This window comes from Anoxybacillus kestanbolensis, from assembly GCF_001996285.1.
GTDB classification, from domain to species: domain Bacteria; phylum Bacillota; class Bacilli; order Bacillales; family Anoxybacillaceae; genus Anoxybacillus; species Anoxybacillus kestanbolensis_A.
Genome location: NZ_MQAD01000033.1, coordinates 60,881 through 73,407, shown reverse-complemented (window position 1 = coordinate 73,407; position 12,527 = coordinate 60,881). Strand labels below are relative to the sequence as shown.

At 33.5% G+C, this 12,527-nt stretch carries 10 protein-coding genes and 2 pseudogenes; 11 read left to right on the top strand and 1 reads right to left on the bottom strand.

Annotated features, from left to right (window positions below):
- The 11 genes and pseudogenes from BO219_RS13550 to BO219_RS13495 all read left to right on the top strand — a co-directional run.
- Nucleotides 1-179: transposase (locus BO219_RS13550; RefSeq protein ID WP_268915865.1), on the top strand; the 179-nt coding region annotated here is incomplete at its 5' end.
- Nucleotides 180-365: 186 nt separating this feature from the next.
- On the top strand, nucleotides 366-1,394 hold the full coding sequence (locus BO219_RS13545; RefSeq protein WP_158074601.1) for a glycosyltransferase family 2 protein: 1,029 nt from the start codon (nucleotides 366-368) through the stop codon (nucleotides 1,392-1,394).
- Between the two features lie 7 nt (nucleotides 1,395-1,401).
- A complete protein-coding gene (rfbA, locus tag BO219_RS13540; protein WP_077429923.1) occupies nucleotides 1,402-2,307 on the top strand; it encodes a glucose-1-phosphate thymidylyltransferase RfbA in 906 nt (301 codons plus the stop codon).
- A complete protein-coding gene (rfbB, locus tag BO219_RS13535) occupies nucleotides 2,304-3,332 on the top strand; it encodes a dTDP-glucose 4,6-dehydratase (RefSeq protein ID WP_077429922.1) in 1,029 nt (342 codons plus the stop codon). The genes rfbA and rfbB overlap by 4 nt, the downstream gene beginning before the upstream one ends.
- On the top strand, nucleotides 3,333-4,292 hold the full coding sequence (locus BO219_RS13530) for a WxcM-like domain-containing protein (protein ID WP_077429921.1): 960 nt from the start codon (nucleotides 3,333-3,335) through the stop codon (nucleotides 4,290-4,292).
- A 3-nt stretch (nucleotides 4,293-4,295) separates the two neighbouring features.
- Nucleotides 4,296-5,393, top strand: coding sequence for a DegT/DnrJ/EryC1/StrS family aminotransferase (locus BO219_RS13525; RefSeq protein ID WP_077429920.1), 1,098 nt, complete (start codon nucleotides 4,296-4,298; stop codon nucleotides 5,391-5,393).
- A 15-nt stretch (nucleotides 5,394-5,408) separates the two neighbouring features.
- On the top strand, nucleotides 5,409-6,662 hold the full coding sequence (locus tag BO219_RS13520) for an O-antigen translocase (protein WP_077429919.1): 1,254 nt from the start codon (nucleotides 5,409-5,411) through the stop codon (nucleotides 6,660-6,662).
- 421 nt (nucleotides 6,663-7,083) lie between these two features.
- Nucleotides 7,084-7,534 (top strand): annotated as a pseudogene (locus BO219_RS15130) (IS3 family transposase); the annotation flags it as partial.
- A gap of 298 nt (nucleotides 7,535-7,832) precedes the next feature.
- On the top strand, nucleotides 7,833-9,020 hold the full coding sequence (locus tag BO219_RS13505; protein ID WP_077429917.1) for a glycosyltransferase family protein: 1,188 nt from the start codon (nucleotides 7,833-7,835) through the stop codon (nucleotides 9,018-9,020).
- A gap of 137 nt (nucleotides 9,021-9,157) precedes the next feature.
- On the top strand, nucleotides 9,158-10,261 hold the full coding sequence (locus tag BO219_RS13500) for an O-antigen ligase family protein (RefSeq protein ID WP_143271306.1): 1,104 nt from the start codon (nucleotides 9,158-9,160) through the stop codon (nucleotides 10,259-10,261).
- Nucleotides 10,258-11,532: a glycosyltransferase gene (locus BO219_RS13495; RefSeq protein WP_077429915.1), complete on the top strand. Its 1,275-nt coding sequence runs from the start codon at nucleotides 10,258-10,260 to the stop codon at nucleotides 11,530-11,532. The genes BO219_RS13500 and BO219_RS13495 overlap by 4 nt, the downstream gene beginning before the upstream one ends.
- 106 nt (nucleotides 11,533-11,638) lie before the next feature.
- Here BO219_RS13495 and tnpC read toward each other — a convergent pair.
- A pseudogene (tnpC, locus tag BO219_RS13490) lies at nucleotides 11,639-12,527 on the bottom strand (IS66 family transposase); the annotation flags it as partial.

Here is a 12,527-nt window from a genome sequence, read left to right as displayed (position 1 = left end):
CTCCGTATTCTCCACAGTTAAATCCGATTGAACGGCTGTGGAAGTGGTTGAAAGATGAAGTGATTGCCAACGTTTTTCACAAGGATCAAAATGACATTGCCCAATCCATTACTCGCTCTGAACAGTACGTCTTACAACACCCAGATGAGGTGTTACGCCGCATCGGGTGTACTGCGTGAACCAGAGGTTAAAATTTTAAATTGGATGTATATAGCTGAGTTTATTATTTATGATAGACTTAATGATTTAAAGAAAAATCTCCACAAAAATTTTGGATCAGAAAATGATTAGTGGATAATTAAGATCAATATATAGCAAAATTGCAAACTCAAAAATAAGAATTGAGGGGTGAAGGAATGGGGGGCTTGAGTAAGTGGTTGGATGTTGTGGTGATTGGAAGGAACGAGGGAAGTAATTTAGAAAAATTGTATAAATCATTATTTCCTATAAAAGATATACTGAATGAAATAATATTTGTTGATTCTGCATCAAAAGATGATAGTGTAATAATATCTGAAAAATACGGTTGTAAAATAATATGTCTAGATGAGTCCCCATTTTTGTGTGCTTCTGTGGGCAGGTATGTAGGCACCAAAATTGCTAAATCAGAATGGATTTTGTATCTGGACGGAGATATGGAATTGCATGTTGAATTTGCTGATTGGTTAAAAGACTTTCAACCGAAAAAAGATAACAATATTGCAGGATATCTGGGATATTATGAATATATTGATAATAAAACAAATAAAAAAGAAAGGAAAATTATTGGTTCAACAAAAGGGGAGACGGATTATTTTGGTGGAGCAGTCTTATTAAATAAAAACGTTGTATTACAAGCAGGAAATTGGTCTTTAAGTGTAATATCAAATGAAGAGATTGAGTTATACTCGCGCATCCAAGCTCTTGGCTATAAAGTTCATACGATAGACATCACAATGGTTACTCATTACACGGAGCTAATGCCTAAACACAAAATCGCATTAGATTTATTTGTTCCCTTTTTTAGTAAGAAAAAGTTTTATGGTCCGGGACAAGCAGTTATGTCAGCGATTTCTAGAGGTACATTTATTGACTTTATAAAAGCACAACCAGATTTATTTTTCACTATAGGTGTAAATATTATATCATTGATACTAATTTGTATTTCTATTATTTTTTCGAATAAATGGCCTATAGTAGTTCTCACGGTTCTGCATGTTATTATTCTTATAAAATTATTTAGCGTAAAAAAATATGTTCTTTATCAGGGATTGTCTTTTAGGATTCCCTTTGGGATATATTATAGCTTTAAATATATAAGTGAATTTAACCAATTTAAGGAATATATAGAATCAAAAATTTCTCTTCTAAATTATCAGCGCATAGATTTAATAAACAAAGATACTGTGAGGTAACAAGAACATGAAAGGAATTATTTTAGCCGGTGGTAGCGGTACAAGATTATATCCGATTACTAGAGTAATATCAAAGCAATTATTACCTATATATGATAAACCGATGATATATTATCCACTCTCTGTTTTAATGTTGGCTGGAATTAAAGATATATTAATTATCTCTACGCCTGAGGATCTGCCTCGTTTCGAGCAATTATTAGGAAATGGACATGAACTTGGAATTTCTTTAAGTTATGAAATACAAGAACAGCCTAATGGTTTAGCTGAAGCTTTTATTATTGGAGAAAGTTTTATCGGAGATGATAGGGTAGCGTTAATTTTAGGTGATAATATCTTTTTCGGTCCTGGTTTTACTTCTATTCTTCAACGAGCAGCTAAACGAGAAGTTGGTGCTACTATATTTGGATATCGTGTTAAAGATCCAGAAAGATTTGGTGTAGTTGAGTTTGATGAAAATTACAATGTTGTTTCAATTGAGGAAAAACCAGTTAATCCTAAATCCGATTTTGCTGTAACTGGATTATATTTTTATGATAATGAGGTTGTTGAAGTAGCCAAAAATATTAAACCATCCGAAAGAGGAGAACTAGAAATTACTGATATTAACAAAATTTATCTACAGAAAAATAAACTTAAAGTAGAGCTATTAGGAAGAGGTTTTGCGTGGCTAGATACCGGTACTCATAATTCGTTACTGGAAGCATCAGTATTTATCGAAACGGTTGAGAAAAGACAGGGATTTAAAGTAGCTTGTTTAGAGGAAATTGCCTATCGAATGGGCTATATTGATAGAAATCAATTAATTAAATTAGCTCAACCTTTAATAAAAACAGATTACGGTCGATATTTATTAGATATTGCATCGGAAAATAAACAATCAACTTCATGGAGTTTGGAAGGTGCTTTATGAAAAAAGAGACAATATTAGTGACAGGTGGAGCAGGATTTATAGGTTCAAACTTTATCCCGTATTTTTTACAAAAATACGAGCAATATCGAATATTAAATTTAGATGCTCTTACGTATGCAGGGGATTTAAATAACTTAAAAGAAGTAGAATCAAACGAAAATTACGTTTTTGTAAAGGGAGATATAAGAGACAGAGAGCTTATTCTTCGTTTATTTAATGAATATGATATTCGTCATATTATCCATTTTGCGGCAGAATCCCATGTAGATAATTCTATTAAAAATCCTTTAGTATTTGCTGAAACGAATGTTTTAGGTACTTTAAACTTACTTGAATCGGCACGAACTTATTGGATGGAAAAACCTTTTGTTTATAAAGAAGAATATAAAAATTCTCGCTTCCATCATATTTCCACTGATGAAGTATACGGAACATTAGGTGAAGAAGGTTTCTTTACGGAGTCTACTCCTTATGCACCAAATAGCCCTTATAGCGCAAGTAAGGCAAGCTCAGACTTGTTAGTCAGAAGCTATTATCATACGTACGGAATGAATGTTGTAACTACGAATTGTTCCAATAATTATGGACCAAAGCAACATGACGAAAAACTAATTCCAACCATCATACGTAAAGCTCTTGCAGGGGAAAAGATACCTATTTACGGCAATGGACAAAATATTCGTGACTGGTTATATGTGTTAGACCACTGTAGAGCAGTCGATTTAGTATTTCATGAAGGAAAATCCGGTGAAACGTATTTAATAGGTGGAAGAAACGAAAGAACAAATATTGAAATAGCAAAAATTATTTGTGCTATTTTGGATAAAAAAGTACCAAAGCAAACAAGTTATGCAGATCAAATAGAATTTGTTGCTGATCGACCTGGTCATGATTTCCGGTATGCAATAGATCCTTCAAAAATAGAAAATGAGTTAGGATGGAAAGCAGAAGAAACATTTGAAACGGGAATTATGAAAACAGTAGAATGGTATATTAATAAGTACTTACAAACTGGGGTGCGCTAAATGGAAGTAACAATGTATGACTTTTCCGTAATAAGTGACGACAGAGGTTCTCTTGTCGCATTAGAACAAAATAAAAATATACCTTTTGAAATCAAAAGGGTTTATTATATTTTTAATACAAAAAAAGATGTAAGACGTGGTTTTCACGCTCATAAAGAACTTCAACAAGTTTTGATAGCAGTAAGTGGCTCATGTAAGGTTCTTTTAGATGACGGAAAAGAGTCTGTCGAAGTTGAGCTGAATTCTCCTGCTAAAGGGTTATTAGTAGATAAATTAGTATGGCATGAGATGTATGATTTCTCAGATGATTTAGTATTAATGGTATTAGCGAGTGATTACTATAACGAAGATGATTATTTAAGAAGTTATGATTCTTTTTTAGAATATTTAAGAGAAAAGTCAGTGCATAATGAAAAAAAATATTTCCAACACGAAAAAGCAATTGTAGAATCAAACAAAATCGGAAAAAATACACGCATCTGGGCTTTTGCACATATTTTGCCCGAAGCGGTAATAGGAGAAAATTGTAATATCAATGACCATACATTTATTGAGAATGATGTTGTAATTGGTGATAATGTTACTATTAAATCGGGAGTATATATTTGGGATGGGGTACGCTTAGGCAATAATGTATTTGTGGGTCCAAATGTTACGTTTACTAACGATTTAACCCCTCGTTCAAAACGTTATCCGGATAGGTTCGAAAAGACAATTGTCGATGATTATGCTTCTATAGGAGCGAATGCTACGATTGTAGCGGGGATTAAAATTGGAAAATATGCAATGATAGGTGCTGGATCGGTAGTTACCAAAGATATTCCTCCTTATACGCTTTGGTACGGCAATCCAGTTACTTTTAGGGGATATGTGTGCGAGTGCGGAAAAAAATTAGATGAAAATTACTTTTGCGAAGCATGTCAAAAAGATTTAACTCAAAAAATTAAAAGTGGTGAGTAAATAGTGATTCCATTTTTAGACTTAAAAAAGATCAATCTACAATATAAAAAAGAAATTGAAGCAGCGATGGCTCGAGTATTAGAAAGTGGATGGTATATCCTTGGTAAGGAAGTTGAGAAATTTGAGGAAGAATTTGCAGCTTACTGCGGAACTAAATATGCAATAGGAGTGGCTAATGGTTTAGATGCTTTAACATTGATTTTAAAAGCGTATGGTATAGGCGAAGGAGACGAAGTCATTGTTCCAGCTAATACGTATATTGCAACTATTTTAGCTGTATCTGCCTGTGGTGCGAATCCGGTTTTGGTAGAACCAGACATTAATAGTTATAATCTAGATCCAAATAAAATTGAAGAGAAAATCACTTCAAAGACAAAAGCAATAATGGTCGTTCATTTATATGGACAAGCTGCTAATATGGATCCTATCAATGAAGTTGCTAAAAAATATAACCTTAAGGTTATTGAAGATGCAGCGCAAGCGCATGGAGCTAAGTATAAAGGAAAGCGTGTTGGAAATTTAGGAGATGCAGCTGGCTTTAGTTTTTATCCAGGTAAAAATTTAGGAGCGCTTGGAGATGGTGGAGCGATAACAACGAATGATTCAGAATTAGCAACTAAACTTAGGGCACTTCGAAATTATGGTTCTCATATTAAATATGAGAATTTATATAAGGGGGTGAATAGCCGTTTAGATGAACTCCAGGCGGCTATTTTACGTGTAAAGCTCCCACATTTAGATGAAGAAAACGAACAACGCCGAAAAATTGCTGAATATTATTTGGAGAATATTAAAAATCCTAAAATAACGTTGCCAATTGTGGAAAACGGCGATAGAGAGTCTCATGTTTGGCATCTTTTTGTAATTCGTACTGAAAGCAGAGAGCATTTGCAAAAAACATTAGAGGAATATGGAGTTCAAACGTTAATTCATTATCCGATTCCGCCACATAAGCAAGAAGCTTATAGTGAATGGAATCATTTGTCTTATCCGATTACTGAAAAAATACACAATGAAGTACTAAGTTTACCGATTTCCCCAATCATTACAATCGAAGAGGTGGAAAAAATTATAGATGTCGTTAATCAATATAAAGGTTAAGAGAGTAGAAGAGAAATGAGTTTAATAAAAACAACCTTGTTATCAGGCATAGCAACAGTTATAAGAATGTTATCAGGTATGGTAGTAAATAAGGTTATAGCAGTATATATAGGACCATCGGGACTTGCTATGATTGGGAATTTCCAAAATGTATTGAATACTTTTGTGACACTATCTACTGGAGGAATCAATAGCGGTATTACGAAATATGTCGCTGAATTCAATGGTGATCCTAAAAAAAGGAATGAGTATCTCCAGGCTTCTTTTTTTATAACTCTCATTAGTTCTTTGATGATAAGTCTTATAATAATTGTCTTTAAGGAATGGTTTTCTTTAAAAATCCTCCATTCTCTTAATTACACTAGTATTTTTATAGTGCTAAGTATAACCATTTTTTTTATCGGATTGAACAACTACATGTTGGCGGTTTTAAATGGGCTAAAATATATACGAATATATATTTTTGCCAATATATTGGCAAGTCTGTCTTCTTTGGTCTTAACTACATTTTTAACAACTCAATTTGGTCTTTATGGAGCTATTCTGTCTCTAGTTTTAGTGCATTCAGTGGCACTGATGATAACGGTTTTATATTTGTTAAAAAAGAAGGATATAAAGTTTAACTTTTTTCTTTTAAATGTACCGAGAAGAGTTTATGTTAATTTGCTTAAATTTTCTTTAATGTCTGCAGTATCAATTGTTACTGTTCCACTTGTTCAATTAATTATTAGGGGATTAATTGCAAATCAAGTTTCGTTAGAAAGTGCAGGATACTGGGAAGCTCTGAACAGAGTATCTAACATGTATTTACTAATCATTACCACATCTTTAACAACGTACTATCTTCCAAGATTATCGGAAATTAAAAATGCTAATGAGTTACAAAGAGAAGTAATAAGAGGTTATAAACTGATATTACCTGTTGTTGGAATCATTCTTATATCTGTATATCTTTTGAAAGACTGGATTGTTCGTATTCTTTTTACGAATGAGTTTCAGGCAATGAGCGACCTGTTTCCGCTTCAGCTTTTGGGCGATTTTTTGAAAATGAGTAGCTGGATTTTAGCGTACCTAATGGTTGCTAAAGCGTTAACTCGCTTTTTCATATTTTCTGAAATAATATCTGGTGCGACTTATCTATTATTTTCATATTTATTTATAAATAGTCTAGGTGTGAAAGGTGTTATTTTAGCTTATTGCCTAATGTATGCTATTTATATGGTTTTGATGGTTTTTATGTATTTTAGAGTGTTAAGGGTTATGGAGTAATCAAAATAACTTTTCCGTGAAAATAACTGATCTATGGAACAGCTATTTTCATATCTGTATACATCTAGATTGAAGCTTTAACCTTTGGTTCGCGCATTATACCCGACGTAGCGTAACATCTCATAGGGGGGCTGTAAGACGCATTGTTCAAAAAGAATAGTCGACTGAGCAATACCGTTTTGATCTTTATGCAAGACGTCGGCGATGACTTCATCTTTCAGTAAATTCCGTAACCGTTCAATCGGATTCAAATGTGGAGAATAAGGAGCATTCCTGTTAGAAAGATTTTCAGGGACTTGAAAGAAGAAAGCCATCTTGGTATGGTGCAGGGGTGTCAATGGAAAGTTGACCCTATCATCAGACCAAGGAGGACTTACGATGAATTGTACACAAAATAGAAAAATTTAACAATCCGCCGATCAAACATCATTTGCCTGTGTACCCCAACTTATTGAATCAGCAGTTTGAAGCAGATGATCCGAATCAAGTATGGGTGGCGGATATCACGTATATTTGGACGAAAGAAAGCTGGCTGTACTTAGCATCCATCATGGATTTGTTTTCTCGTAAAAATTGTAGGATGGTATCTTTCCGAGCGTATGACAAAGGAGTTAGTGATCAAAGCATTTCACCGGGCCATCCATCAGCGTAATCATCACCCAGGTCTGATTCACCATTTGGACCGAGGGAGCCAGTATGTATCGAATGAATACCAAGTCATGTTGAAGCAATATGGAATCCAGACGAGCATGAGTCGAAAGGGAAATTGTTATCACAATGCATGTGCCGAATGGTTTCGCAGCATCATTAAAAAGGAACTCATTTTCCACGAAACCTTTACGACAAGGAAAGAAGCAGTCAACTCTTGTTTCCACAAAGTCACGATATAAGGGGCATCTTTCCTCTTGAGAAGGGGAAGGGTTTACCAATCGTTTTCCTTATTAAGAGGCTAACAAACGAAGTACGGTAGTAGGGGTTGAAATGTTTCCACATTTTATGTGTCTATTTTCTTGACATAATACCAAGTATATTGTTCTTTTAATGTCTACTTGGAAACGGACATATGCCGAATGACGTTTTTTATTGTTTTAGCCGTATGAATGTCATGCCTTTTAAAAGCTACTTTTACAACATGTTTATGTAAAATAAAACGATTTGGGGAGAGAATAAATGGGTAAATATGGAAAAATCAAAAGCATCACTTTTTTTTATCCGAGCAAAAAAGTTGGTGGGGCACAATTTTTATTTGTTCGTTTGGCGAATACATTAGCTGGCATGGGATATAAAACTTTTGTGATAGATTACCCAGATGGGTTTTTGACGAAGAATATATCTCGAGAGGTGTTTTGTATTGAATATAAAGATGGTATGACAGTTAGCATAGATTTTGATACTCATTTAATTTTACCACCTATATATTTAAATAGAATGAATAGTTTATTTAAAATTAAAGATAATGCAGAGGTTTTCTGTTTATTTTGGTCACTTGCACCTCACAACATTTTAATGAATATCCGTGGATTCTATAGGTTCTCTAAATTGGTAAGAAGCTCGGATTTGGAAAAATATTTTTTTATTTTTCGTCCATTCACCTACGTTAAATATCAAAGGATGCTCAGGAAAATTCACCAACTAAAAGGTATTGTATATATGGACTATCCTAATTTTCAAAAGAATAACGAAGTGTTTAGAATTGGAGTAAAACCTCAGTATGTGCCTATACCAATTGATACGACCTATCTAAAGCAAAAGGAAAAGTTATCACTTCTTAACAGTAGTGAAATCAATATTGGGTGGCTAGGGAGACTAGGAGAGGAAAAAATTCAGTCAATAATTAAAGTGTGGAATGATATAAATTCGTTAAAAAAACTCTTAAGGGAGCAGAAAATTATTTTTCACGTGATTGGCGATGGAGAGTATAGAAAAGAGTTAGAGAGAATTTCTAAAAAAATGAGTTTTAATATAGTTTTTAAAGGGACTATGAATAATGTTGATGTTAATAATTATATTATAAATAATATTGACATAATATTTGCCATGGGAACGTCAGCTCTCGAAAGTGCTTATAGTAAGGTTCCTACGATCTCCCTGGACTTTTCGTATTCATCCATTCCCAAGGATTATAGATATTTATGGTTGTACGAACGTGAAGGTTATTCTTTAGGAAATCCAGTTTCCAAAAAGAATAAAAATATTCATACTATAAGAAAAGTGTTAAATGATTTAAGAACAAGTTATGAATCTATAGCAGAAAAATGTTTTAATTATACTAAAGCTAATCACAGTATGAGCAAAACCGTAGAGATTTTGTTTGAAAAAATTAGAGAATGTGAGCTTACAATGGATTTTTTTGAATAAAAAAATAATTGTAAATGGCAATGGAATGAAACGACTAAGGGAGTGACAGGATGTACCTGTTTATATTTATAACAATTACCTTATCGTACTTTTTTTGGGCTTTTAAGTTGTACGGATTTTCGCCAAGAATATTTCTGTTGAGTACACTAATTTACCTTCTTTTATTCTATGACAGTTTACCATACCCTATCTCTCGTTCAGTTATTTTGGTTTTAGTTAGCTTGATTGCTATAGCGATTAATTATAATAAAAAAGTTTTTTATGGTACTTTTACTAACATGTATCTGCTTTTTTTATTTATTCTTGTTTTTGCTTCTTTATTTAGTAGCTTTGATATATATAATTTTTATGGATACCGAAAAATTTATTATTTTATTACAATTGTAGTCTTTCCTCTAATAGCAATGTATGTTTTTGGGTATACGATTGATAAAGATTTTAAGTGGACAAGTGTTTTGATAATTATAGGTGTCGCTTTAACGGTGATAAAATACTCTATTTTAACTAATTTTCAGTTAGTAGGTCTCAGAGGATATGCCCTATTAAAGGGTCTTGATGTTGTCATTCCAAGTAAAAATGTAGGTTTGGGAATAATTGTATGCATTATTTGCCTACTAATATACAAACTTGGTATGTTAGGTAAAGTTTTTACGTTCTTTTCATTGATACTATTTATTGTTTATATGCTTTATTTAGAAGGAAGAGCTACGATCCTCATCACTACATTTTGTGTAATTTTTGTATATATATTCAATACATTAGGTGTCAAAAAGGTTAATTTAATAGTTGTTACCTCAATGTTAATAGGGGGGATTTATCTTATTTTGAACAATATAGAGTTCAGTGAGTATAGATACTCCAATTTTTTTCAAGATGAATCCCGAGTTGCTCTCTATAAGAAATCATTAGAAATTATTAAGGAGAATTTTTTAGTTGGCAAAGGTATAGGACAATTTGACGATTCTCACGAAGATTTAACTTCTTATCCTCATAATATTATTATGGAGATTTTTGTGGAATTAGGGATTTTTATTACTTTTTTCTTTATTTTTATCATTTTCATCTTTCTTTTCAAAGCTTTTACTTTAAAGAAGTATAAAGTTCCTATTTTCATCATTACTCTTTATTTTCTGTTACATGCACAGTTTTCTGGAGATATTGTAGTCAATTCACCATTTTTTGTTTTTCTGGGTATTACTTTCAAAGAATTAGACTTTCAATATAAAGGAAAGATATTATGAATTTGTTAATCATTACTAACAATTTTCCTCCATGTAATGTATCGGCAAGTATAAGGTCTCTAAATTATGCTAATTATTTGGCTAAGCATGGGCATCATGTGACGGTAATTGCTGCTGATTATCCAAAGGATTTCATTAATTATGATGAATCTTTACAGGAGCGGATATCTGAAGAGGTTAGTTTAATTTATGCAGATATGGGGATGTTTTATAAGAAATTTTATACTAAAAAAATCAATCTTGTTAATGAAAGTATTGATCAAAGTGGACAAGCAAAAGTATCTTGTATTACAAATTTTCTAAAGAAATACCTGAAAGATTATATAGTTATTCCAGATAGTTATGTTTTTTGGAAATGGAATGCTACAAAAAAAGCGATCGAAATTATGAAAAATAACAAAATAGATATCGTTTTGTCAATGCATGAATCCCCTTCTGCTCACTTGGTAGGCTATCGACTAAAAAAGATGTTTCCTAATGTAAAGTGGGTTACTTACTGGAGTGATCCATGGACGATTGACCCTTTAAGGAAGGGGCAACCACTAATAAGAAGGAAAATTGAGGAATATTTAGAAAAGAAGGTTGTAGAAAAGGCTGATAAATTTTTGTTCACATCAAGAGCCACGGAAAAACTGTATATTAAAAAGTACGGTATTTCTGAAAATAAGACAGCTATTGTCTATAGAGGATATGATTATGTTGAAAAATTGGGAGATATACCGGAAGGTATAGATTTAAAGAAATTAAATATTGTTTATACCGGTGAAATATTCAGTAAATTGAGGGATTTATATCCAATTTGTAGTGCGTTGGACTATCTGGAACTAAAAGAAAAAGAATTATATTCTTCTATAAATTTTGTTTTTTTAGGTAATATTGATTCAAATTCTATCAAAGAAAGATTAAGTAAGCATAAAAATGTAAAGTTGTTACCGAGAGTATCGTTTGATCGAGCTCAACAATACTGTGCCTATGCAGATGTGTTACTTTTAATTGGTAATAAAAACAGCGACCAGATACCTGGAAAGGCTTATGATTATTTTGGGTTCAATGCCCCAATATTAACAATCTATAGCTCGGATGATGATCCCATGGTAAATCTTATGAAAGAAGTGAATAAAGGACCTATCATAAAGAATGATAGCAAATATATTGTTGAGATACTAAAAAGGTTAGCCAAAAGAAATTATGATAAATCATGGACAAAAATAGTGGAAAAATATTCATGGGAGTTAGTGGTACAAGATTTATCAGAAAAAATAAAGGACTAAGAGGCCATTTTATCTACCTAATATCGAGATAATGTAACTATTCATCCCGATAGTAGTATGTAAAGAAGCGCAACACAAATAGGGCATCCCCGTAATAGAAAATGCCCTAAGTGGTAGAAAGAACACGATCGAGCGTTTCGCCTGTCAACAGAAGACATAACGAATCCCACACGTTTTTTTCGTGTTTCGTCAGTGTGGAAACGATGCTTCTTGTGATGCAAAACGATTGCGCGAATGTTTCTTCGCGAAACGTACCCGAAATGTTCCCTTTGACTTTAACCATGCGAAGATCGCGTTCGGCTTGGTTGTTATCAAAGGGAACATGTACTTCACGTAAGAAACGCAGCGCTCCTTCCTTTCGTTTCTGGAGCCGTCGAACAAAAGCGAGTGCTTTTTTCGGAAGAGGCGTCTTCGCTTCCAATCGGTGTTGTGCTCTTTCTAGGATGCGATCATACACTCGTTCCCACCGTCTCGCTTCTTCTTCGGAAAGTGCACCGTGATGAAATTCGACGGCTTGCTTTGGCGACTAACAGAAACGTGGTTATGCGCATCGCCCACGTATGCCCTTGTTCGATGAATCCTTTTAGATCACGTAAATGATGGGCATGGCAAAGGGCATGGGGGGTTTGCGTGTATTTTGGATATGTACCGAACCCATCATTCATCATCGTTCCTTGATATCGGGGAAGAATTCCGATATCATCGGTCGCTTTCTTTCCACGAGAAGCGTGGGGAGCCAAGTATGTATATCTCGATGTACACGCGACATGCACCCATGGGAGTTTCCCATTGATGCGCAAACTCGTTTCATCGACATGCAGGATGTCGGATTCAAGTAAGGCGTTCTCGATCATGTCCATATTCGATTCTAGCGCTTCGTGTCCTCGTTTCACCATATTGGCAAGGGTTCCTGTACTAATCGAGTGTTGATATAACGCTTCGATTGTATCACTTAAACGCTTGTACGGGATTAATTGGATATGATGCAAATAAAC

Bases quoted from the DNA above. Each gene is read 5' to 3' on its own strand.
- BO219_RS13505 (WP_077429917.1), top strand. From the start codon at position 7,833: ATGGGTAAATATGGAAAAATCAAAAGCATCACTTTTTTTTATCCGAGC.
- BO219_RS13495 (WP_077429915.1), top strand. From the start codon at position 10,258: ATGAATTTGTTAATCATTACTAACAATTTTCCTCCATGTAATGTATCG.
- rfbA (WP_077429923.1), top strand. From the start codon at position 1,402: ATGAAAGGAATTATTTTAGCCGGTGGTAGCGGTACAAGATTATATCCG.
- BO219_RS13520 (WP_077429919.1), top strand. From the start codon at position 5,409: ATGAGTTTAATAAAAACAACCTTGTTATCAGGCATAGCAACAGTTATA.
- BO219_RS13530 (WP_077429921.1), top strand. From the start codon at position 3,333: ATGGAAGTAACAATGTATGACTTTTCCGTAATAAGTGACGACAGAGGT.
- rfbB (WP_077429922.1), top strand. From the start codon at position 2,304: ATGAAAAAAGAGACAATATTAGTGACAGGTGGAGCAGGATTTATAGGT.